Origin of the sequence: Pelagibius litoralis (assembly GCF_011683915.1) — a bacterium.
In the GTDB taxonomy this organism is placed as follows: Bacteria; Pseudomonadota; Alphaproteobacteria; order Kiloniellales; family Kiloniellaceae; genus Pelagibius; species Pelagibius litoralis.
Genome location: NZ_JAAQPH010000013.1, coordinates 103,764 through 127,206, shown reverse-complemented (window position 1 = coordinate 127,206; position 23,443 = coordinate 103,764). Strand labels below are relative to the sequence as shown.

The following is a 23,443-nucleotide window of genomic DNA, read 5'->3' as shown; positions in this document are numbered from 1 at the left end:
CTCGCGATCCAAATCGATCTCCTGCAGACTTTGCTAGCGTAGAACAGCAGAAGAGGCTGTCAGAGAGTCTAGCTTGCCGGGCACACCGAGAGTACGAGTATGACCTCAAATTTGTGAGCGACCCCTCTTGGTTGGTGGTGCGGCTTGCAGTTCTCTGCCAACGTCAAACCTGCACCATAAGCGAATGTCGGTTTCGGTGGTTGCGGGCCCTTGAATGCATCATCTTCCAAGCCCATCCAATGCCAGGAAAGAGCACGCTGGGATCCAAATTCCTAGTGGAAAACGATCTGCTCAACAGCACAAAGAAAACGGCTAAAAGCCACCTCATCAACTACTGCAATTGACCTGTAGCGGCAATTAAGGGAGGCGCAACAAATGGCCAACGACCGGGCGAAAGCCACCTTTGCCGAAATTGCAGCCAGCGGCGGGATTGGTTTGAGAACTGGTTAGTCGTCCCCGGCGATAGCAGCTCGAATCTTTCTTCTGCACTCTACTTGCGCTAGAAGAAGACCTGCGTTTGATGGAATTCCCGCAACTAAGAAAAAACTTGGACACATCGAGCATGTATATCGAACTAGGCAGGCAGTTTGTTCGTCTCAGCAGGGAAGATGTGGCCGACGAGAATTTCGAAGCTAGCGCCGAGCTTGGTCTGGTTTCGGCGCTTTCCTGGTCTGACCTATTAGTCGAGTACCGTGTCGTGATCCTGGCGTCTGCGGGAACCGGGAAGACCATGGAAATCAGCAATCAATGCGAGTTCCTTCGAGCGCAAGGACATGCCGCGGTCTTCTTGAGGCTTGAGCACCTAGCGAATGATTGGGGAGGTGCGTTTGAGATTGGCGATCACGAGGAGCTGGAGTCTGCGGTCAGAGATCAGAAGGAGTGTTGGGTTTTTCTGGATTCGATCGACGAAGCCCGCCTCTCAAATCCGCAGGATTTTGAGAGTGCTATCCGCCGTTTGCGAGGAAAAATCAAGAATGCGTTGCAGACGACCCATATCGTTGTGACAAGCAGGATCGGTGCATGGCGTCCGACGACGGACGCCAGCATGCTAAATGCGCAATTACGGTACAAAGCTCCTGACAAGCCTGACGATGTAGTCGGTTCGGATGATGATTCCCCCGGCCCGCCTGCGGAAGACGATCAGTCTGAGAGCCAATCCCCCATACGGTATTTCACTTTACGCGGTTTGACTGCCGAGCAGATGCGTACCTTCGCGATGGCGCACGGTGTGGGCGACGCTGATAATCTCGTGCAAGAGATCGAACGTGAAGATGTCTTCAGCCTTGCGAACCGACCGAAAGACTTAGAAGACATCATCGAGTTTTGGCGAGCCAACGGTCGGTTGGGGAGCCGCTTCGAGCTTGTTGAAGCGAATGTGGCACGGAAGCTTACCGAGGCTGATCCGAATCGAGCCCAAGTTGATCCATTGTCCAGAGAGAAGGCTCTGGCGGGTGCTAAGCGGTTAGCGGCTGCCGTCAGTATGATGCGTCAAGCAAGAATATTCGTTCCCGACAGCAAGAACCCGAACAACGGAGTCAAGATCGAGACCGTCCAGACCGATTGGACATCGTCCGAGTGTTTGGCACTTTTGGCCAGACCAGTCTTCGAGCCCGAGACCTATGGCTTTGTTCGATTTCATCATCGCGACACTCTCGAATACCTGGCGGCGCGATGGTTCGAAGATATACTTCGGGACGGGAACTCCCGAACAGCTATCGAGGGGTTATTCTTTGTCAACCAATATGGGATCGATGTTGTAGTTCCCAAGCTAAGGCCGATCCTTGCCTGGTTAGCCCTCATGGATGATCGGATCATGCGTCGGATCGTGAAGAATTGGCCCGAAATCCTGTTTGAGGGAGGTGATCCGTCGAGACTACCTCTGCCCGTGCGGCAGGAACTGCTCCAGAAAATATGCACTCGATATGCCGAGGGCGAAACGTCGCGGATTTCGGTTGACCACAATGCGCTCCAGCGCCTTGTCCGACCTGATGTCGCTGATACGGTTCGAGAACTCCACGTGCGATATGCCCATGGACCCGAAATCAGAAGCTTGTTACTTCGCTCGATAGAGCTTGGTCCCTTGAAGGAATTATCTGATATCGCTGCGAGCGACGCGCAGGACACGAGTGCGGACAGATATACAAGGCTTGCTGCAATTCGGGCGTTGGTTGCCACGGGTAGCCTAGAAGAAGTCACAAGTGCATGTGCAGCTATTGGAAGCGATGGCAGCCTCACCGAACGCTCGCGTCTCTCGGACTACATCGATGTCTTCGGGCCCAAGAATATCTCACCTTCAAAGCTGGTCGACTTGATGAAGGGTGCTGAAAGACCATCACGTCACCGATCTGATGGTTTAAACCAATCCATAAAGTCTTATCTCAAGTCATGCTCTATCGAGAATGCTGAGTATCTGATTGTCGAAACGGCGAATTTGCTTCAGGAAGAGCCTTTCGTAGAACATCGGCATTTCGAGATATCAAGAGAAAACTCCTGGATGCTTGGTTCCGCGGCGAGTGGCTGTGAAAGGTTGGTTCGAGCACGACACCCTTCGGCGCTTGAAAGCCCCTCTCTTACAATAATATCTCTAACCGCGCTCTCGCATCACTATGGCGAGCGAGACAATGAAACCTACTTTGGTGAGCTAGTTCCAGCTTGGTTGGACTTGAATGACGCCTTATTTTGGTATGACGTTGAAGATTGTCGCCGACTTACCGACAAGAAGAAAGGAGAGCGTCTTGTAGACTGGTGGCGCGCTCAAATATTCCGAGATTATTGGAGGTTTAAGCAGGACGATTTTGAACGTGTTTTGAGTTGGATAGGGGTGAAGCCTTTCTTGGATGATCGCCTCGTCGCCTTGACTTTGGCATTCCGGTTATACATTCAAGCAAGACGCCCGAGAGCTTGGCGCGGTCGCATGAAAAGTGCGGTCGCCGGAGAACGCGAACTTGAGGTGCGTTTGCAATCTCTTCTCATTCCTTCTCCTCAAACTGAGGAGCAGAAGAAGTGGAAGAGGAGCGAGGCGGCCTACAGCCGGCGGTTCAAGAAACGCGATGAGGCTATCGCGGAAAACCATGCTACCTGGAAGGGCACAATTCCGGGGTTGATCAACAAGATCAATGATCGCGAGCCTCCGCCTGATGGCACGTATTGGAGGGTTCAAGGATACCTCTTTGAGAGGATGCGAGAGCTCGGAGGAGACAGCGGCAAATGGGCTCAAACGAATTGGAGAGACCTCGCCGATGAGTACGGGCAAGATGCGGCGGAGGCCATGCGTGACGGACTCATGGCAAAGTGGCGGCGGTTTGAACCAGAGATCGCGTCTGAGGTGGGGCAAACCAGTAACTCGACCCTGCTAAGCGAGGTATTCAGTCTCTCTGGGTTGGAAATCGAAGCTGCAGAGGTGGCTGATTGGCCAGTGGCGCTCTCAAAGGCAGACGCGCAGCACGCCGCACGGTATCTTTTCAGCGAGCTCAACGGTTTTCCAAGCTGGTTTCGCAGACTGTACGATCGTTTCCCAGAGATATGTCTTGAGATTGTATCGCGCGAGATCGAATGGGATTTTTTCAAGAACCCATCCCAGGATCGCGCACATTATGTTCTGTCCGATGTTGCTTGGCATGCCCAATGGCTCGCCGATGCCATTGCGCCAGTGCTCCTCAAGTTTCTGTCGAAAGATGAACCTCGCTGTACAAGTAATCTCTACAACGCGCTGCTATTGATCTTCGCGGCGGACGCCGCTTCCGACAATCAAATTGCCGAGTTGTGCGCTGGGAAGGTAACGGCGCACGTGACTATCAAACATGCGCCGATATGGCTCGCGGCTTGGGTGTCGGTTAGACCCGCAGTCGCAATAGCTCAACTGAGGTCTTACTTGGAGGCCCTCGCCAAGGCCGATGCTGTTTATGCGGCGATGGCCTTTGTCAGCGCGCTCTACGGTTCTCGGAGCGAACGCGGTATTGGTGCTCGCGAAAACCATAAGAGCGCTCCATACTTGAAAGAGCTTTATTTGCTTATGCACAACTACATTCGGCGCGACGAAGACATCGAACGCGCCGGGCAGGGGGTCTATTCCCCAACGATCCGTGATGATGCGCAAGATGCACGTAACAGAATCTTCTCTGATTTGCTCGCAATTCCCGGCAAGGAATCATTTGATGCATTGATTGAGATTGCAACGAAGCTGGGGCAAGGGGAGTCTGAAGTCTGGATGCGTTCTTACGCGATGAAGCGTGCAGAATCGGATGCTCAGGGAAAACCTTGGGACGCTGCACGCTTCGCCGAATTTGCGGAGCACCTGGAGTGTCAGCCAACGACCCATCGTCAGTTATTCGATCTAGCTGTATCTCGCCTTCAGGAGTTAAAACATGACTACGAGGATAGTGACACGAGCCCCGCTGCTGTTGTTATCAGAACCAAAGATGAAGTCGAGCTTAGAAACTACATCGCAAACGAACTGCGCAAGATCTCAAAAGGGCGATACTCAATCGCTCAAGAAGAAGAGCTTCCCGACACGAAGCGGACTGACATTCGATTTCATGCGGCGGGGATACCAGGAGCTGTACCTGTTGAGCTAAAGATCGCCGACAACGGCTGGAGCGGATCGAAGCTTTTTGAGCGACTCGAAAATCAGCTTTGTGGTGACTATCTCCGGGACGTTCACTCATCGAACGGAGTCTATCTGCTTGTCTATGGTGGTAAGCAGAAGACCTGGCAGCATCCAAATAGCGGACTTTCTCTTACGTTTGACGAACTGGTCGAGGAATTACGCCTGAAGGCAGGGGAGTTAATTGAAAAGCACTCAGGCATCGAGAACGTCGCCATCATCGGTATTGACTTAACAAAACGTGGTGCAGGGAACAAGCGACGGACGCCTAAGTCGGGAAATGGTTCACATTCGATGACTACTCTTGACTGATTCTTCCGTCATGTCTGAGCCTGTCGGACGAACGGTTGATCCTTACGTAGTCGACGTTCGCGCCATTAATCGAGAGCGGCTCTTTAAGGTCAACTCCCGCCCTTTGTGGCAGACACAACTTCAAAATTTTCGCAAGGCGATGCAATCAGTGATGTCTTAAGAGGCGGAATTTAGCTTATTTCTAAGATACTTAGCGACCATCAGACTGTTACTGAAAGCGAATGTCGGTTTCGGTGGTTGCAGGCCCCCGCAACCAAACCCCCAAAAAAAGCCCCGCAACCTCAAGAGGTTACAGGGCTCTTGTTTTTGTCGGGTTTGCACCTCAATAAAATCAATAGCTTAGCTTCGTAGTTTCAATCACCCGCAACCAACCTATGAACCAGGGAATTCAAAGGCAGTTGTGCTTCAAACGCCCGCCTCCCGTGGAAGAGACGTTCACTTTGCGCCCAATACCGGTCCATGAGGGTGTCTTTTCCTCAACCCAGATGTAGATATTACCATGGTGAAAACGCAGCTTGCGCCTTTGCGCGTGTTTTTTTGGAAAGACTTCACTACTACTTTCCGGCCATGGAAAGTGCATCTCTAGATAGGCGAGTCGCCGTTCAGACCAAGGCCGATACAGTGGTTCACCCGCTGAGCCATTTGCGCGACGAGCCGTATGTCGTCTTGCTCGGCGAACCTGGAGCGGGAAAATCCACCACACTACGGTACGAGGCGGTAGCCGAAGGTGGAGAGGTCATGACCTGCCGAGAGGTGATGAACGGTACACTGTCGAGCAGCTCCAGCACCGCCTATCTCGATGCACTCGGTGGGCCCTTGGTTCCGTGGCGGTTAAGTTGTCAGTGCCCTCGGGCGGGTGTCAGGTACGTGCGAAGAATAGCTTTAAAGCGATCTTCGTCTATGTTTGCTATTGCCATGAACGCCGTCTAGACCTTGTTTAGTCTGTCAATGGAACAGGCAATAGATTTGTACGTTTTCGTTGGCAGCACCAGATTATGTAACACGCTTGGCGCCAACGCTGATCCACCCAGTTCTAGTGAACCACATCAGCCGCCTCGGCATTGTCAATGCCCGATAGGTGGTCTTGGTCGATCTGAAGCCACTAAAAGGGCCTGTGCCATTCCGTTTCCGTCATTTCCCTTTCCAATCACAGTTTCCGTATTCTCCAGGCGATGGGCGATCCACCTGTCAGGAATGCGGCGGCCACGATTGCGACCGTCTGAAAGCCGAAGGGTTCATAAAGAGCGCCGAGAAGGAGCGGACCTAGAAAGACTGAGCTGTAAGTTGTTGCGGTGTGAAGACCCATGAGCGCACCTCTGGCATCCGCCCGTGTCTGTGACAGAAGCAGAATGATGATGTTCACGCCAATATGGTTGATGAACCCCCAAACGACGGCGGCGATGATTCCGCTTACGTAGCCCTGAGTGGCCGGGATGAGAAGGAGATAGACCGCTCCGATCGCCAGCAAGACAGCGGGAAAGATCCGGGCAGGGCCAATTCTGTCTACTGCCGTATCGGCGAAGCTCGCCAATCCAAATCCAGCCCCATAGCCAAGTACCACCAAACCGGCCTGACCGGCGCTCAAACCTAGTGTCGTGCGGAGGTGGTCTCCGAGAAACGCATAGAGGCCATAGAAGGCCGTCATGTACGCAAGGCAGATTGTGAGCAACGGGATCACGCCTGGGATGAGGAGTGCGCGCGTGGATGAAATCGATGGTGCTTGAGCGCCAGTCCGGTCATGTCGTGGAAGCTGGAAAAAGCCTAGTAAAGCCACTGTTGCGAAAATTGCGAGAGCGCCAAAAGTGGCGCGCCATCCGGCGAAATCCGTTAGAAAGGCGGAGAATGGCACGCCGAGCACGAGAGAAATGCCCCACCCGCTGATCACCCGGCCCAGAATACGTGCTCCCTGACCCTCTGGAGCGCTAGCGGTGGCGGCGGCATAGATCGCCGGAAGCATCACCCCGACCGCACTTCCGATGACGGCTTGAGAAAGTGCGAGCCAGCCCCAGCTCTGGCTGACGGCGCATCCAACAAGGGCCATAGCCATCGTTGTTGCGCCGACCAGCAATACCGTTCGTGCGCCAACCCGGTCGATCATCCCGCCGAGTGTGAAGGACGAGATCGCTGTCGTTGCACCGAAGGCTGAGATCACTCGGGCAATGACGACCGGCGTCGTGCCGAGATCCGACGCCACATCCGTCAGGATCGGACTCAGAACGAACGAGTTTGAGCCCATCACAACAATGCCAAGCGTTAGCAACGCGCTTAATCGTGAAACTGAAACGGTCGATGCCAAGAGAAAGCTGCCATTAAACTACATTCATGTAAAATGAGATTTGCTCGAATGTAGTTCAATCACAATGGCTAAGCGCTCAAATGGCAAAAGAAATGAACCCGGTTAAACGAGACCGCCCGCCACCGGTGTCGATCGACGATGTGGACCGAAAGCTGTTAAGGCTCCTTGCTGAGGATGCCACTCGCAAATATGCGGAGTTGGGGGAAGCCGTTCATCTCACGGCGCCCGCTGTCCATGAACGCGTGAAGCGCTTAAAGCGTGACGGCGTCATTACGGGCACCGTCGCGACGCTTGATGGCAAGAAGATCGGCTGTCCACTCTTGGCGTTTATCCATGTAGACACGGACGGCTGGGGGCTGACGGACTCGGTTCTTGAACTTGGCGGCCTGGCGGATGTCGAAGAGATCCATTCGGCCGCTGGCGATACCTGCGTCATTCTCAAAGTGAGGATGCGCGGCACCCAGGATCTAGAGGCACTTTTAGCGCGCATTTACCGCTTTGAAGGCGTGCGGAGCATCCGCAGCCATGTGGTTCTAAACACCTACCTTGAGCGCGGTCCAAAGCCAGAGATCGAAATCGGTGGGTCAGCCGAGTGATAAATTATGGGGTAAAATAATTGGACGAGGTGAGCAGCCGGCACTGTCACATCTTCCCGAAGTGAATAAAGGGGTTCGGGAGAATACGTCTGTGTCACGCAGTCTGGGTAGCGATCCGTCATTCGGTGAATACCACATCTCGGAAGGTTTTGAGTGTGCGTCTGGAGATGAGGTGGCGTTGGAGGTTGAAGCAGTTGTAGACGACGGCGTGGATGGAGAGAAATCGTTGCGTCGATCCTGGCCGATTAAAACCGATCCACGATCGCTCTCGCCGCCGCACCGGCTGATGGGAATTCTCAGCACGATTTTTCAGTCGGCCGCCTGTCTCGTGGCGTTCTTTAAGTCCGAGATCTCCCAACGCCGTGCCATAGGAACGTAGCTTGTCAGTCACGACTGCAGTGGGTGAAATGCCCTGCTTCCTAAGCAGTTTCCGAATCAGTTTCTTGGCAGCACGCTTGTCTCGCCGCGGCTGGAGCAAAATGTCGAGTACCTTGCCTTCAGCATCGACAGCACGCCACAAATACATCCGGCGCCCGCCGATCGAAACGAACATTTCATCCAAATGCCATCGGTCATTTGCCGTTGGCCGGCGCCGGCGCAAATTCCTGGCGTAGGCCGTTCCGAATTTCACGGCCCAACGGCGGACGGTCTCGTAGCAGATGTCCAAGCCACGCTCAGCCAGCAAGTCCTCGACGTCCCTGAGACTCAAGTTGAACCGCAGGTATAACCAGACGGCATAGCGGATGACACTCGGTGGAAAATGATGACGGGCATATGAGATCTTAGACATGAGACAACGCTAACGGGCTGTCATCGATCCGGCCAGCTCGTTCCTGTGACAGCGCCCCCCTTGGGGCAAAACAGTTCATGCGATCGCCCATGGGAACACAACCGTTTCTGAATACCTCCTCGCTTGTGAGCGAATTCCACTAAGCGATCGGCGCAGCTGGTTCACACTGGGGTGAAGCTGGATCGCGCTAACCCGATCTTTGACGGTGATAGCGGCCTGCTCGAGTCGAGTTGTCGTCGATTCTCTCTGCGGTCATCGGGCAACTTGCCATTCGCCGTCGACCGCGATCAGCCGCAGCCCGAAGTCGAACTGTTGGACAGCTTCCTTCAGCTGAGGAATTTCGGCGCCGCCGTAGTAAGTCGATGCCGTCTCGAGATTGACCGCGTGTCCGGCGGTGTGACCCGGCGTGGCATGCCCCATGAGCTGCGACATCCAGACGATCGGCACCTTCTTGTTGAGAAGGTGGGTGTTGAAGCTGTGCCGGAGCGTGTGGAAATCCTTCCCGGGCTCGTAGAGTTCTACTTGGCGACGGTAGTGCGTCCAGCGCTTCGTGAGGCGGTAGCCATAGCGGCCGTAGCGTCCGCCAGGCGTAAGTTCTGGGAAGACCCGGCGCTTCGCGTTTTCGCGGAGACGGAGGACTCGTTCGATGAAGCCAAGCTTCAGGAGCGTGGGGTGGAGCGGGATGATGCGCTGTGCGGCCTCCGTCTTGACCTCCTGGTCCTCGTTCTCGTCGGAGATGCGGATGCACCAGATGCCCTCGACCTCAAGGACATCGCTGGTAGTGAGCTGGCAGATCTCCTCCAGGCGCCCACCGGTGAAAGCGATGAGGAGCGGCACCCAGTAGAACGAGTCTTTGAGGATTTGTTCGCCGGGCAGCGAACGGCGGTTCTCCGAGAGACAGCCGGTGAAAAGAGGGCTCTCGAAGAGCCGCTTCAGCTCCTCGCTCTTCATCGCCCGGCGCCGCCGGCCGGCCTTATTGAGCTCGCGCTTGGAGAGGCGCGTGGCGGCAAAACCATTCGGCAGGTCCCAGCCGAAATGCCGGTTGCACCACTTGATGCAGCCGCCGAGGTAGTCGAGGTGTTTGTTGACGGTTTTCGCCCCGCAACGAGGCACACACTCTTCCTCGAAGCGCCGCTTGTGCTCCTCGAACGTGATCTCGCCCGCTTCCACGGCGGCGTCAAGGCGGTCCTTCAGCTCCGCATCCATGGCGCCGGCCTTCTTGATGGCCTCGCGCGGGCGCATCGGCCGCTTGAAGGGACCCTTGCCGTGGTACTTCGGTAGCTGCTCGAGCTTCACGCGAAAGGTGTAGGCGTCGCCGTGCTCAATCTCGCCGATCTTCCTGAGCCCCACGAGTTCCTCGAAGAGATAGAGGGCGAGCCAGGCGTCGTCCCGGGCTTCATCTTTCCAGGCTTTCATACGCCTCTTGTCATCCACAAATTGCGTGTAGATCTCTCGCAGGGGGCGGTTCCGCGGGGGTAGACGGGCATCATCATTCTGGAGCTCCGTCGCCGCCGGTATCGGCGGCGTCGCGGGCGCCCCACTTGTGCCCGGCGAAGGAGCCGATGTTCGCCCGTGGCGCCGGGCGAGCCGCGCTAGCGTGCCCTCGTCGAGTTCGCCGAGTTCGACGGTCTCGGCGGCCTCCCGGTAGGCGGCGATGGCGTAGCGCATGCCCTCGGCCGCCAAGCTGCGGAACTCGAGGCTGTCGGCCGGAAGGTCGATCTGGTGGCTGGCCAGCAGGGGCTTCAGCACGTTCTCGGCGCCCTCGTACATGCCGTTTTGATAGAAGGTCGTCCACTCCCTGGCTTGCCTGGAGGGGTGATTGTACCGGTCCATTTGCCAGTCGACATGCTCGGGATCGAGGAACTCGATGTCGACAGTCCGCCCGGCCGCCCATGCTTGGCACTCCTCAAGGATCTGGTCGTAGAGCGCGAAGAGAACCTGCTCGCGCTGGTATTTGGTGAGGGGTTTTGCGGACTTGAGCGTGGTGGCGTGGGACAACAGAGCTTCCTCGAAAACGGCAGAAAGCCGGAGCGCGCGCAGACGGGCGAGGGGCCTGTCCGCGGTCTCGAGCGACCGGCACAGATGGTCGGGCCCGGTGCCACGCACGAGCGCTCGCGGCAGGCGCCGGCGCCAGTAGAAAAGCCCGTTTCTCCTAAAAAGATGTAAAGGTCTCGCCATGGCCGCAGCTCCCTGTTCGAGGGGCCGCCGGCGGTAAATGTGTCACAGGGTTGTGTCACACCCGCGCCGGCGGCGTCAGGCGCCGCCGAATTGGCTAAAATGCGTGATAAATCAAAGGTTTGGCTGGGGGACCTGGATTCGAACCAGGGTTGCTCGGGTCAGAGCCGAGAGTTCTACCGCTAAACTATCCCCCAAAAGGCCGGGCCAGCACCCTCGATAGCGCGCGAATGCTTTACATAGTCCTACCGACGGGGGCTTTTCAACTGATTTTCGTCCTGTTCTGGCGACTACCTGCGACCGGCCGAGGGGCCGAGGCTGGCGCGAAAGCCCGGCTTCACGTTATGATGACCGGTAACGGCCGGCGGCCAATGCCCGGCCGGGAAGAACAGGAGTTTTATTCTACGTGGCAGCCTTCGGAAACGGGCGGCGCCGGTCCGGTCGGGCCAGGCGGAACGGGGGTTCTGGGCGCCCGGACGGGGCGGCGCGTGGCAACGGGGTCTACGCAGCGCTCGACCTGGGCACCAACAACTGCCGCCTGCTCGTCGCCCGGCCCTCGCAGGAGGGCTTCAGGGTCGTCGACGCCTTTTCGCGGATCGTGCGCCTGGGGGAGGGCTTGTCGGCTTCCGGCAAGCTTTCGGACCAGGCCATGGCGCGGACTTTGGAGGCCCTGAAGGTCTGTGCCGCAAAAATAAGGCGCCGGGGGGTCACCCAGGTGCGCGCGGTCGCTACCGAGGCCTGCCGCCAGGCTGATAACTGCGAGGCTTTTCTGGCGACGGTGAGGCAGGAAACCGGTATCGAGCTGGAAATCATATCCCAGGACGAGGAGGCGAAGCTGGCGATCTGCGGCTGTGCCCCTCTGATCGACCCTGAGGTGCCGGACATCCTGCTTTTCGATATCGGCGGCGGCAGCACGGAAATCTGCTGGTTGAAGGCGGCGGAGACAGCGCAATCGGGTTCCGCCGGCAGTAATGGGGCGCAGGGGAATGGAACGCGGGGGCTCATCGGGGCGGACCTGTCGCTCTTTGCCTGGGCCTCGGTTCCGATCGGCGTGATTTCCCTGGCGGAGCGCTTTGGCGGTGTCGATCTGACGCCTGGCGACTATGACGCGATGGTGGCGGCGATGGATGAATCAATCGCCGATTTTGCGCGGCAGCATGACGTCCGCGCGGCGGTCGCCGACAGCAAGGTGCAGATGCTGGGGACCTCCGGAACCGTGACGACCTTGGCCGGCGTCCATCTCGATCTGCCGCGTTACGACCGGGCCACGGTCGATGGACGCTATCTGGAGATGGAGACCGTCCATGAGATCTGCAGCCGGATTGCCGGAATGAGTTATGGCGAGCGGGCGGGACATGCCTGTATCGGCGAGGAGCGGGCGGACCTTGTGGTGGCCGGCTGTGCCATCCTGACGGCGCTGTGTAATCTTTGGCCTGCCGAGCGCTTGAGGGTTGCCGACCGGGGCCTGCGTGAGGGAATGCTCTATACTATGATTCAGGGTGCGACAATGCCTCACCCCGTTGGGTCCGGCGGCGGCCAGGCAGCCCGGGCGGCAGGCGACACATAAGGAAGCAAGAGTTTGGCGCGATCACCAAGCGGGCGCTCGGGCGGGCGCTCCGGCGGACAGGGCGGCGGCCGTGGGGCAGGCGGCTCACGCGGCGGCTCGTCAGCAGGCGGCAGCGGTCGGGACCTTTCCGGCCGCAATCTGAAGGTCAGGGTAAAGACCGCCAAACGGCGCTCGGCCTCTTCGGCGCGCTGGCTCGAACGTCAGCTGAACGACCCTTACGTTGCCGAGGCCCGCAAGCGCGGCTATCGCTCACGGGCGGCATTCAAGCTCTCTCAGCTGGATGATCGCTTTCATTTTCTCAAGAGCGGCTTGCGGGTGGTCGATCTGGGCTGCGCCCCCGGCGGCTGGGCCCAGGTGGTGGCAGAGCGTTGCGGCCGCGCGACCCGGATCATCGGGATCGATCTGCTGGAGGTCGAGCCGGTCTCCGGCGCCGACCTGCTGGTCGGCGACTTTCTGGACGAGGACGCGCCGGGGCGCTTGAAGACCGCCCTTGGCGGCCCTGCTGACATTGTGCTTTCGGACATGGCCGCGGCCTCGACCGGTCACGCGAAGACCGACCACCTGCGGGTGATGGCGCTGGCCGAGTCGGCGCTGCTCTTTGCCCAGGAGGTGTTGGCCCCGGGCGGCGCCTTCGTGGCCAAGGTGCTCCAGGGCGGCACGGAACGGGATCTGCTGACCGCCCTGAAACGCGACTTCGCCAAGGTTCACCATGTGAAGCCGGCGGCCAGCCGGGCCGATTCGTCGGAAATGTACCTGGTGGCGCTCGGCTTTCGCGGTCGCGGCGGCGAGGCGCGCGACGACTAGAGCGCGATCACCTCGGCAAGATGGTCCGCCAGGTCCCCGTCGGCAATAGGGGTCAGGTCCTTCGGCAGCTCACCGTGAATGCGCGCCGTTGCTTCCTTGTTGAGGGAGCGGCGCAGGTCACCCAGGGTCTTGGCCGGCGCGATCAGGATGAGGCGGTCGTAGCGATGGCGCAGGACGGCGGTATTGAGCTGCTGCGCCAGATCCTCGGCAAAGCGCCGTTTCTCGTTTCGATGAGCGTCGCTGGGTGGCTCCATGGCATGGCGTCCGGGGCCCATCCGGTCGTGGGTGCGGCCCGGCCGGTCGGCATCGATTTCCCGACTCGGCCTGGGCGTTCGATTCGTCTCTTCCGCCGTCAGGGGCGTCAATCCCTTGCCCGGACCGTCGTTCTCAAGAATACGGGCATGGGCACCATCGGCGACGACAATCCAGCTACGAACAGATTTCATGGCGATTTTCCCCGGAAATCCATGGTGAATGCGGTCAGGTTGCCTGATTGGCCGGGCTGGCGCGATGATGCAGGTCAAGCTGCCCCGGCCTTTGGGGGGCAGGTATGACCAGCACGCGCGCCAGAGCTGCGCCGCAAACCGCTTGGCATCGCGAAGCTCCTGTGTATGATGCGGCGCCAATCACCGCCAAGGGGATCGGCATGGAAATCCGTCAGGCTCTCACTTTTGATGATGTACTTCTTGAGCCGGCGGAATCCGCAGTTCTCCCCAGCCAGACCGACACCCGCACAAGGCTGACCCGCTCCATCGAGCTGGGGATTCCCTTGATTTCCTCTGCCATGGATACGGTGACCGAGGGCCGCCTGGCGATTGCCCTGGCGCAGGCCGGCGGCATCGGTGTCGTCCATAAAAACCTGGACATTGACCAGCAGGCCGACGAGGTCCGCCGGGTCAAAAAATTCGAGAGCGGCATGGTGGTCAATCCGGTCACCATCCACCCGGACGAGCCCCTGGCCAATGCCCTGGCCCTGATGGAGAGCCACCGCATCTCCGGTATTCCGGTGGTGGAGCGCAAGACCAAGCGCCTGGTCGGCGTCCTGACAAACCGCGACGTGCGCTTTGCCGAGAACCCCCAGGAACCGGTTTTGGCCCTGATGACCAGGGAAAACCTGATTACGGTCAAGGAAGGGGTCAGCAAGGAGGAAGCCCAGCGGTTGCTGCACCAGCACCGCATCGAGAAGCTTCTGGTGGTCGACGAGGACTATCGCTGTATCGGCCTGATTACCGTCAAGGATATGGAAAAGGCCAAGGCTTTCCCCAATGCTTGCAAGGACGAGCAGGGCCGCCTGCGGGCAGCGGCGGCGACCGGTGTCGGCTCCGATGGCCTGGCGCGGGCCGAAGCCCTGCTGGATGCGGAGGTCGATGTGATCGTGGTCGACACGGCCCACGGCCATTCCCGCGGCGTGATGGGCGCGATCAATGAAATCAAGCGGCTGTCGAATTCCGCTCAGGTCATCGCCGGGAACGTGGCGACAGCCGAGGGTGCCCGCGCACTCGTCGACGCCGGGGCGGATGCGATCAAGGTCGGCATCGGCCCGGGCTCGATCTGCACGACCCGCATGGTGGCCGGTGTCGGGGTGCCCCAGTTGACGGCGCTGATCGACACGGTGGCGGCCTGCCAGAAGAAAGGTATCCCGGTGATCGCCGACGGTGGCATCAAGTTCTCCGGCGATCTGGCCAAGGCCATGGCCGCCGGCGCCTCTGCCGCCATGATCGGTTCGCTCTTTGCCGGTACCGAGGAAAGCCCGGGCGAGGTCTTTCTGTTCCAGGGCCGATCCTACAAATCCTATCGCGGCATGGGCTCGGTCGGCGCCATGGCGCGTGGATCGGCTGATCGATATTTCCAGCAGGAAGTCGCCGACAATCTGAAGCTGGTGCCCGAAGGCGTCGAAGGCCGGGTGCCCTACAAAGGGCCCGTCGGCGCCGTGATCCATCAACTGGTCGGCGGCTTGAGGGCTGCCATGGGCTACACGGGCAGCGCCACCCTGAGCGACCTTCAAAGCAATGCGCGCTTCCTGCGCATCACCAATGCGGGCCTCCGGGAAAGCCACGTGCATGACGTGACCGTCACGCGCGAGGCGCCCAACTACCGCAACGAGATGTGATCGCCGGCCTTTTTTCATTCCGCCATTTCGCAGGGCCTGAATTGTGTCCTGATGGCCGCAAGGCGGGGCGGCGATGACGCCGGCGGCGCGTATCCAGGCGGTGATCGAGGTTGTCGGGCAGCTTGATCAGGCCGCGCGTCCGGCCGAACAGACGGTTTCCGACTACTACCGCCAGCGCCGATACATCGGCTCCAAGGATCGCCGGGCGATCAGCGCATTGACATACGCCGTCCTGCGGCATCGGGCGCGGCTTGCCTGGCACCTCGGGCAATGCAAGGGCAGACCGCCCTGGGGCCGAAGCGAAACCCTGGCCTTCCTGCTGCTCTCAGGCCAGGAGACCGTCGAGACCCTTGAAGGGCTGTGCAACGGCGAAGGCTATGGGCCTGCAGTGCTGACCCAGGACGAAGGGGTGGTCCTGCAGAGCCTGCAGGGACAGGCGCTTTCGACGGATGCTCAGCCGGAAGAGGTGCGTCACGAAACTCCCGGCTGGCTGATGCCGAGCTTCACCCGGGCATTCGGGCCGGCGGTCGAGGCTGAACTGGATGCCCTCCTGCAGGAAGCGCCACTCGATCTGCGCTGCAACACCTTGAAGACCGATAGAGCCGCGGCCCTTGCCGCCCTGGCGGCAGAGGGGATCGAAGCGGAACCGACACCTCTGTCACCCCTGGGCCTGCGCGTCTCGGGGCGGCGGGCCCTGCGATCGAGCCGTGCCTATGTCGGTGGCCTGGTCGAGATCCAGGATGAGGGGTCGCAACTTGCGGCGTTGCTTTGCGATGCGGCGCCCGGCATGGCCGTTGCCGATGTCTGTGCCGGTGCCGGCGGCAAGACCCTGGCGCTGGCCGCCGCCATGGCGGGGCAGGGATGCCTGCTGGCGGCGGATGTCGACGGGGCACGTCTGGACCGTGCAGTGGCGCGTCTGCGCCGGGCGGGCGCCGATTTCGTGGAGCGCCGGGTGCTTGCCGATCTGGCCGGGGCGGAAGACCTGGCCGCCTGTTTCGACCGTGTCCTGATCGATGCCCCCTGCTCGGGGACCGGTGCCTGGCGGCGGCAACCGGATGCGCGCTGGCGCTTGACCCCGGCGGACCTGGCGCGCTATCGCGCTGCCCAACAGGAAACGCTGTCAAAGGCAGCGGCCTTGGTGCGGCCCGGTGGCCGAATGGTCTACGTTACCTGTTCGTTGCTGCCGGAAGAAAACGAGGATCAGGTGGAAGCATTTTTGCAGAACCATCCGCAGTTCTCCCTACATCCCGCCGCCGAAACCTGGGAACGGGTGATCGGCGGTGCCTTTCCCGGCGACGGGCCGTTTCTGACGCTGACGCCGGCCCGGCAGGGCACGGACGGGTTTTTCGTCGCGATCCTCCAGCGGGAGGGGCCGGCATGACCGAGGTCGCCGTTCTGCGCCCGGCGCTGACGCGCGATGCCGACGGGATCGCCAGGGTTCATGTCGAGACCTGGCAGAGCACCTATGCCGGCCTGGTGCCGACCGACTATCTGGCGCGCATGACCGTGGCCCGCGCATCGGCCCAATGGCACCGGGCGGCCGCCCAGGCAGAAAAGGGCAATGACCTGATGGTGGCTGAGGTCGATGAGGAGATCGTCGGCTTCGTGTCTTTCGGGCCGTCGCGCAGCAAGGAGCAGCCTTATAGCGGCGAAGTCTTCGCCCTCTATATCACGGTGGACTGGCAGGGCCAGGGGCTGGGGCGCCGGTTGCTCGCGACGGCGTTTGAAGCCTTGGCGAAAGAGGGGCACCGCGGCGCCTTTGTCTGGGTACTGGCCGAGAACCCCTCGCGCTTTTTCTATCAGGCCATGGGCGGCGAGCATGCCGGTGAACGGATGGAAAAGTTCGCCGGTGTCGCGCTGGAAGAGCTGGCCTACGGTTGGCCTGATTTGGAATCCTGGCTGGCGCAGAGCGGTGTTTGATAGACCGCGGCCCAGCCTGTCTTTGTATCACAGCCTCGGCGGGCCCTGTCCGCCCGCTCAATTCGGAAGCACTGCATGACCGATCGTATCCTGATTCTTGATTTTGGATCCCAGGTGACCCAGCTCATCGCCCGCCGTGTGCGCGAGAGCGGGGTTTACTGTGAGATCTTTCCTTTCAATACCGACCCACAGCGGATTACGGACTTCGCCCCCAAGGCGGTCATCCTTTCCGGCGGCCCGGCCTCGGTGACCGGCAGCGACACACCCCGCGCGCCGCAACAGGTCTTCGATCTCGGGGTTCCGATCCTCGGCATCTGTTACGGCCAGCAGACCCTCTGCGCCCAGTTGGGCGGCGAAGTCGAGGGTTCGGACCATCAGGAGTTCGGCAAGGCCTTCGTGGAGATGCAGGCCGACTGCAGCCTGACCGAGGGCATCTGGGCCACGGGGGAGAAGCACCAGGTCTGGATGAGCCACGGTGATCGCGTGGTGCGCCTGCCCGAGGGCTTCAAGGTTTATGGAACCTCTGAGGGCGCACCTTTTGCGGTGGTGGCTGACGAGGCGCGGCAGATCTATGCCGTGCAGTTCCATCCCGAGGTCATGCACACGCCCGACGGTGCCAAGCTGCTGGCGAACTTCACCCATAAAGTCGCGGGCTGCAGCGGCGACTGGACCATGGCGGCCTTCCGCCAGCAGGCGGTCGAGGCGATCCGCAAGCAGGTCGGCGATGCCCGGGTGATCTGCGGCCTCTCCGGCGGTGTGGATTCCTCCGTCGCTGCGGTGCTGATCCATGAAGCCATCGGCGAGCAGCTCACCTGCATCTTCGTCGACCACGGGCTGCTGCGGCTGAACGAGGCCGAAGAGGTGGTCGAGGTCTTTCGCCACCACTACAACATTCCCCTGGTGCACCGGAACGCCAAGGATCTCTTCCTCGGAAAGCTGGCGGGGGTCGAGGATCCGGAGCGCAAGCGCAAGATCATCGGCGGCACCTTCATCGATGTCTTCGAGGAGGAGGCGGCGAAGATCGGCGGCGCCGACTTCCTGGCCCAGGGCACCCTCTATCCCGACGTCATCGAGTCGGTCTCCTTTACCGGCGGGCCCAGCGTGACCATCAAGTCGCACCACAATGTCGGCGGTCTGCCGGAGCGCATGGACATGCAACTGGTGGAGCCGCTGCGCGAGCTGTTCAAGGACGAGGTCCGGGATCTTGGGCGCGAACTCGGCCTGCCGGAACGCCTGGTCGGCCGGCATCCCTTTCCCGGGCCCGGCCTGGCGATCCGCATCCCCGGGGCGGTCACCAGCGAGCAGGCCGATATCCTGCGCAAGGCCGATGCGGTCTATCTGGATGCCATCCGCAAGGCCGGGCTCTACGATGCCATCTGGCAGGCCTTTGCCGTGCTGCTGCCGGTGAAGACCGTGGGGGTGATGGGCGATGCCCGCTCCTACGACTACGTCTGCGCCCTGCGCGCGGTCACCTCGACCGACGGCATGACGGCCGAGAGCTATCCCTTCGACCACGAGTTCCTGGCCGGGGCGGCGACCCGTATCATCAACGAGGTGCGCGGCATCAACCGGGTGGTCTACGACGTGACCTCAAAGCCGCCGGGAACTATTGAGTGGGAGTAGTTCCCGCGCTCCAGAAATCTCTTACATCAAATAGTTAGAGCAGATTCACCTCGTCGATGAATCGCCTCCGGCGATTCCATCCGACAAGGTGAATCTGCTCTAGAATATTTTCAACTCGCCACGGCTTTTTGCCAGGCAAGTATAGGCGGAGTGCCCGAACTCTTCGTGGCGTTTTTTCCCGTAAACGAACCGTTTGACGTTATTACGTAGAGGGCGAAGTCTGAGCTTGATCTCGTTTTTAAGAGACTTCGGCAGCCCTTGGTTTCTGTACCAGTTGAAGCGGATGATCTCTTCATGGGACTGTGTAAAGCGCTCGCTTAATATCTCGAAGCCTTCCGATTTGAGTAAGAACTTGAACAGGCTGGGCGTGAAAATGTTGATGTGGCCATAGGAAAGAAAGTGGTGCACTTTCTCATCGGCGTTTGGCGAATAGTCGAGCGGAATCTCGAAGACTTGGTATTCGCTGACCCTTTTCAGCTCCCTTAGAAGAATTCTCGGGTGCTCCACATGCTCGATGACGTGCGAGCAGTAAGCGAGATCAAACTCTTTGTCTGGATAGGGAATGTTATAGCCGTCAAACTTCAATACCTCGTTCAAAGACTTCATCTGTCTTTTTCTTATTTGAGATATCCCGCTATCGGACAGTTCGAGAGCATATAGCCTCGGGGCGAACTCTTTTTTTTCGAGTTCTTTTAAGATGCTGCCTTCACCTGCGCCGCACTCTAGTACTTTGGAAAAGCTGTACCCCTTGCAGACATCGATAATGTTTTGAGCCTTGTATCTGCCGCCGAGTTCTCTCCACTCCGTCATACTGTCCGTGTATTGCTCGTCATAGGCGGATTGAAGAGTTTTTGAGACGTTATCTATCGTATTCAAAATATTCGCCCTTGCGGCATAGTAATTTCCCGCAGCGAAAATACTTGAATCAACGGGGTAATTCCAGATCAATAAAATTAGCCGGTCAGTCAAGCTGTCTGGGCCGGATAGAAACGTCGGCTACTTGGCGGCTTGGATCCGCCGTTCTTCTTTCAATGGGGCGAAGGTGCTGCGGGCCTGTTTCATGTCGCGCTACATGCGGGCGCCGATTTCTTCTCCGCCCATTTCCAAGCCTTTGAACATCAGAGGCTGAAAGGCGCCGAGCGTGAACCCGCGCCGCTCGCCGGCCTCGAATGATCTGCGCGGCATCAACCGGGTGGTCTACGACGTCACCTCAAAGCCGCCCGGCACCATCGAGTGAGAGTAGACGGGCGTTACACTGTTTAACGTGCGGACGTTACGGGAACTGGCAACGGCTTTCGGTGGTTGGCCGATCTGGTGCTATGGCGATTTGATGGCAATAGCACTTTTGACCAGCGGTTGAGTTGCGATGACCCAACATCTTGCAGCCTGACGAGCGGTGCCATGACCCGGATGCGGAGACTCGAACCAGCGGTACTGCGATTGGGCGCTTAATCAAGTTGCTCCGCCGCGCGGTGTAGCGACCTTGCCGGCCATGACTTCCTGGCGCGTCCGACAGGGCGCATCATCATCTAGATGATCGGTAAGGGAGGTGCGATCTGAGCGAAGTGCTATCTATGGTGTGATTAGTAGTTCCGAACATAAATTCCCTGAATTCTTTGTTTTTTGATTAAACAAATCAATGTCTTGAACGAATCTCTCTCACAGATAGAAGGGTTTGAATAGAAGTAAAACGAAAGTCAATGACAGTGCAATACAAAACCGGGTCCCTTACCTATTTTGATATGCTGTCTGCAAAGAACATTTACAAATATGGCGGAAATTTTACTCAGTTCTTGAGGGATAGTACTCCACCGGAGACTCGCCCAAGTGACATAATTGAGGTCGCCTACGACCTGCAAGCCGGAACCTCTATTGACGCCGTAAAGAGCAATGAAGAGGAGACATCGGCGTATTACCGGGCGCTTGCATCAGTACTTGATCAACACATCGAATCCCCTTCAACGATGCTGGACATTGGTGCCGGCGAGATCACAACGCTGACCGGCGTTCTGAATAATCTAAAAAAGAGAACCTGCCTCAGTCCGTTTTTGCGCTGGATATCAGTTGGTCCCGTTTGAAGAAGGGGCTGACCGATGTCGAAGAAAACAGGACGTTCGAATGCTTTGAAAGAAGTGAAGCGTTTGCGCAAAGAGTTCGGCATCACAGCTGGAATGCTGAAAGGTGCGTTGGCTGAGGGTAGGAAGAAGAAATGAAGCCCTGCCCTTGTTGTCTCGCTCCATCATCGGATGCATTCACCACTTCATACTCACTAACCTCGTCGCGTTTTACAAGCGTATCCAAAAGGACTGTCAGCTTTATTCATGTACCAATATTTTGCGGGTATTGCGGGCATATCTTCAATTCAGTGCCGCCGTCTCAAAGTTTTTTGAAAGCCTACTACTGTGATCAGGTCATCCACATTGCAGAAGACTACGATATCGAAAAAAGAATTTCTATTATTCAAAATTTTTTTAGAGCCGAGCAAATAGTAACGTTATTAGATTATGGCTCAAATTCAGAAAGACACTTTCATCATCGTCTGCGACAACTTGAGTGGGAGGTAGACACAATAGATGTGATAAGTGACGAAAGAACGCTTAAAAATAAGTACGATATAATCACCAGCTATTTTGTTTTGGAGCACATTTTAAGTTTGGATGAAATTTTCGAGACGTTCAGAGATCTGTCGACGCTGCAAACTAAATTAATTATTGAAGTCCCTGGGGTGGAAATCTATGACAGGGACTACAGTGGACTTTTGCATGAGCATCAACAACACTTTCAAATTACATCACTTCAAGCTCTTGCAGCACGATTCGGTTTTAATATGCTGTCTTCTAGTTGGGATGATTGCTCAAGAAAGTTTGGATTCGTATCAGTCTTTGAGTTCGTAGGTCATGCTGAAAAGCCAGTACTTGCTCCAGTGATGGATGCTCCCTCGCGATACATGAAGGGCCGAGAGTGTCAAGTTCAGGCCAATACTTACTATCCGCAAAAATTTTTTGAAGACTTCGGCCTGCGGAGATTTAAAGTGTTCGCTATCTGGGGAATAAATGAAAATTTTGAGAAATTAATGAGTGTTCTTAAAGGGGGGATGGAATCAATAGTGGCACTTGACATGAACCCCGATAAAGCTGGGTATGTCGACGACAGATCGGTTTATTTTCATCCATCAAAATTTATAGAAGGCTTTGAAGTGTTTTTGGAGGAGACAGGTTTGGTCTCTGATGACGTTTGTTTTATCTGCACGGCTCCTTCACATGTCAAAGATATTGAACCGCGAATTCGATGTATCAGTAATAACTTTTTTACATATGACCCAAGTGCAACAAGTGTTTAATGCGGCTCGCACAATGTGTAACCAAGAATTGCGTAGACTATACTATTGAGTGGGAGTAGGGCGGCTTCGGGGTGGGCTCAGGCGTGGCCGACCTGGAGGCAGCGTTGCGGCAGCAGGGCGGCCATAATGCTGGCGACCTTTTCCGGGTCGTCATGGAAGCAGATGCCCAACGTCTCGCCGCTGCGCCACACAACCTCACCACCGAAGTAGACCGAGCCGGCAAGCACCAGGGTCACGGCGGTTCCGGTGGGGATGTTGCCGGAGGTCCAGACCTTCACGCCGTTCAGGGAGGCATCCAGCACCGTGCCGTCAAGCGCGCCTCTGTCCGTCAGCAGGCGGGCTTTCAGGATGGTGGCAGCGCGGATGAAGCGGCGGCGCTCATCCTTGCCGACCGAGGTATCCTCGATCGACTGGCTGGACAGTGTAACGTTCTGATCTTGCGGCATGACGACTTCCTCCGGCGGCGACGGGGGGATGGCTTGGGGCTCTCTGCCCCATTTCGCCAAGGACTCTGTTTGGCGAATTCCTGATTAGGGGTGGGCCAGCGGCAGATTGGGGGAAAGCTACCGCTGGCCCGATCGAGACAGATACTCTTCCATAAGCCGATTGGGGAAAGCTCAGGAATTCTCTCATTGTCCCACGCAGAGATTGCGCAGCACTTAAGTAACTAGGTTAAAGGCGGTCGAAATATCGCTATGCGCGATATCAGTGATTTGTTCATATAAATCAAGTTAATATAGCATTTTTCTGACATATTAGTCAGATGAAGGTTTTTCCGGAAACGCACTTGGATAAACTGGTGTTCAGCGTTCTTAAGATACGACCTTAAGTTTGCCCTTAAATACTTTAAGGGCATCTCCTAAGATTTTGGTGCGTTTGAGTTTTTCGCGCCCGGAGAAGACCACGAACTCCGGATTGCGTGCGCTGCCCTGCTTGGCGATCGAAAACAGGGGGGCATCGTGCGTATGGCGGAAGACCGAAAAGATCGCGGCGCCGCCGACCTGGTCGATGGCGTAGTCACGCCAGTCGCCGCTGGCGACGTGGCGGCTGTAGACCGACAGCAGCTGATTGAGTTCGGTTCGACTGAAGAATACGCGCCTGGGCGTCTTGCGGTGTTCGCTGAAGCGGTACAGCTGACTCATGGACGCGGTCAGTCTCCCGAGTGTCTTATTCCTTTAACGGAAACAGTTTTCCTGAATTTTGCGGCGCCGTCCAGAGAGGAGCTTTGTGCGGCGCAGCAAAAGTGATCGGGCGGCTTGGTCCTGAACCGGCCCGGGATCGGATTGGAGGTTGAGAGGGGGAGAGAA

General features: G+C 57.9%; 18 protein-coding genes and 1 tRNA gene. 11 read left to right on the top strand and 8 right to left on the bottom strand.

Annotation, left to right across the window (positions count from 1 at the left end; genetic code table 11):
- Positions 1-562: 562 nt before the first annotated feature.
- Positions 563-4,915 carry an NACHT domain-containing antiphage protein HyoA gene (gene hyoA, locus HBA54_RS17170; RefSeq protein WP_167226828.1) on the top strand — a complete coding sequence of 1,451 codons (4,353 nt, stop codon included), beginning with the start codon at positions 563-565 and terminating at the stop codon, positions 4,913-4,915.
- 1,147 nt (positions 4,916-6,062) lie between these two features.
- Here the strand turns inward: hyoA and HBA54_RS17165 are convergent.
- A complete protein-coding gene (locus tag HBA54_RS17165) occupies positions 6,063-7,211 on the bottom strand; it encodes an MFS transporter (protein ID WP_167226826.1) in 1,149 nt (382 codons plus the stop codon).
- 80 nt (positions 7,212-7,291) lie between these two features.
- Between HBA54_RS17165 and HBA54_RS17160 the strand changes: the two genes are divergently transcribed.
- On the top strand, positions 7,292-7,807 hold the full coding sequence (locus HBA54_RS17160; protein WP_167226824.1) for an Lrp/AsnC family transcriptional regulator: 516 nt from the start codon (positions 7,292-7,294) through the stop codon (positions 7,805-7,807).
- A gap of 118 nt (positions 7,808-7,925) precedes the next feature.
- Here HBA54_RS17160 and HBA54_RS17155 read toward each other — a convergent pair whose 3' ends face one another.
- The 3 genes from HBA54_RS17155 to HBA54_RS17145 form a co-directional block, all read right to left on the bottom strand.
- On the bottom strand, positions 7,926-8,597 hold the full coding sequence (locus HBA54_RS17155) for an IS6 family transposase (RefSeq protein WP_167226822.1): 672 nt from the start codon (positions 8,595-8,597) through the stop codon (positions 7,926-7,928).
- 252 nt (positions 8,598-8,849) lie between these two features.
- A complete protein-coding gene (locus HBA54_RS17150) occupies positions 8,850-10,775 on the bottom strand; it encodes a site-specific integrase (protein ID WP_167226820.1) in 1,926 nt (641 codons plus the stop codon).
- A gap of 120 nt (positions 10,776-10,895) precedes the next feature.
- Positions 10,896-10,969, bottom strand: a tRNA-Gln gene (locus HBA54_RS17145).
- 209 nt (positions 10,970-11,178) lie between these two features.
- On the opposite strand from HBA54_RS17145, the gene HBA54_RS17140 reads away from it, so the two are divergent.
- Both HBA54_RS17140 and HBA54_RS17135 read left to right on the top strand, forming a co-directional pair.
- Positions 11,179-12,339, top strand: a complete 1,161-nt coding sequence (locus HBA54_RS17140) for a Ppx/GppA phosphatase family protein (RefSeq protein ID WP_167226818.1) — start codon at positions 11,179-11,181, stop codon at positions 12,337-12,339.
- Between the two features lie 12 nt (positions 12,340-12,351).
- Positions 12,352-13,143 carry an RlmE family RNA methyltransferase gene (locus tag HBA54_RS17135; protein ID WP_167226816.1) on the top strand — a complete coding sequence of 264 codons (792 nt, stop codon included), beginning with the start codon at positions 12,352-12,354 and terminating at the stop codon, positions 13,141-13,143.
- Here HBA54_RS17135 and HBA54_RS17130 read toward each other — a convergent pair.
- Positions 13,140-13,589, bottom strand: coding sequence for a host attachment protein (locus HBA54_RS17130; RefSeq protein WP_167226814.1), 450 nt, complete (start codon positions 13,587-13,589; stop codon positions 13,140-13,142). The genes HBA54_RS17135 and HBA54_RS17130 overlap by 4 nt on opposite strands.
- Positions 13,590-13,789: 200 nt before the next feature.
- Between HBA54_RS17130 and guaB the strand changes: the two genes are divergently transcribed.
- From guaB to guaA, 4 genes are all read left to right on the top strand, one after another.
- Positions 13,790-15,253 (top strand): IMP dehydrogenase, encoded by a 1,464-nt coding sequence (gene guaB / locus HBA54_RS17125; RefSeq protein WP_167226961.1) that lies wholly within the window; start codon positions 13,790-13,792, stop codon positions 15,251-15,253.
- Between the two features lie 73 nt (positions 15,254-15,326).
- Complete coding sequence (locus HBA54_RS17120; RefSeq protein ID WP_167226812.1) at positions 15,327-16,634, top strand: RsmB/NOP family class I SAM-dependent RNA methyltransferase; 1,308 nt, start codon at positions 15,327-15,329, stop codon at positions 16,632-16,634.
- Entirely contained in the window at positions 16,631-17,173 is a 543-nt protein-coding gene (locus HBA54_RS17115) for a GNAT family N-acetyltransferase (protein WP_167226810.1), read from the top strand. Before HBA54_RS17120 ends, HBA54_RS17115 begins: the two co-directional genes overlap by 4 nt.
- A 75-nt stretch (positions 17,174-17,248) precedes the next feature.
- Complete coding sequence (gene guaA, locus HBA54_RS17110) at positions 17,249-18,796, top strand: glutamine-hydrolyzing GMP synthase (protein ID WP_167226808.1); 1,548 nt, start codon at positions 17,249-17,251, stop codon at positions 18,794-18,796.
- 99 nt (positions 18,797-18,895) lie between these two features.
- Here the strand turns inward: guaA and HBA54_RS17105 are convergent, their stop codons facing one another.
- On the bottom strand, positions 18,896-19,672 hold the full coding sequence (locus HBA54_RS17105; RefSeq protein ID WP_167226806.1) for a class I SAM-dependent methyltransferase: 777 nt from the start codon (positions 19,670-19,672) through the stop codon (positions 18,896-18,898).
- Positions 19,673-19,937: 265 nt separating this feature from the next.
- Here HBA54_RS17105 and HBA54_RS17100 point away from each other — a divergent pair, with 265 nt between their 5' ends.
- From HBA54_RS17100 to HBA54_RS17090, 3 genes are all read left to right on the top strand, one after another.
- Complete coding sequence (locus HBA54_RS17100; protein WP_205944712.1) at positions 19,938-20,033, top strand: GMP synthase (glutamine-hydrolyzing); 96 nt, start codon at positions 19,938-19,940, stop codon at positions 20,031-20,033.
- Between the two features lie 463 nt (positions 20,034-20,496).
- Positions 20,497-20,874, top strand: coding sequence for a hypothetical protein (locus HBA54_RS17095; protein WP_167226804.1), 378 nt, complete (start codon positions 20,497-20,499; stop codon positions 20,872-20,874).
- A gap of 308 nt (positions 20,875-21,182) precedes the next feature.
- A complete protein-coding gene (locus tag HBA54_RS17090; RefSeq protein WP_167226802.1) occupies positions 21,183-22,136 on the top strand; it encodes a methyltransferase domain-containing protein in 954 nt (317 codons plus the stop codon).
- 77 nt (positions 22,137-22,213) lie between these two features.
- Here the strand turns inward: HBA54_RS17090 and HBA54_RS17085 are convergent, their stop codons facing one another.
- Together HBA54_RS17085 and HBA54_RS17080 are read right to left on the bottom strand one after the other, a co-directional pair.
- Positions 22,214-22,582, bottom strand: a complete 369-nt coding sequence (locus HBA54_RS17085; protein ID WP_167226800.1) for a PilZ domain-containing protein — start codon at positions 22,580-22,582, stop codon at positions 22,214-22,216.
- A 366-nt stretch (positions 22,583-22,948) separates the two neighbouring features.
- Complete coding sequence (locus tag HBA54_RS17080) at positions 22,949-23,278, bottom strand: DUF2794 domain-containing protein (RefSeq protein WP_167226798.1); 330 nt, start codon at positions 23,276-23,278, stop codon at positions 22,949-22,951.
- Positions 23,279-23,443 lie beyond the last annotated feature (165 nt).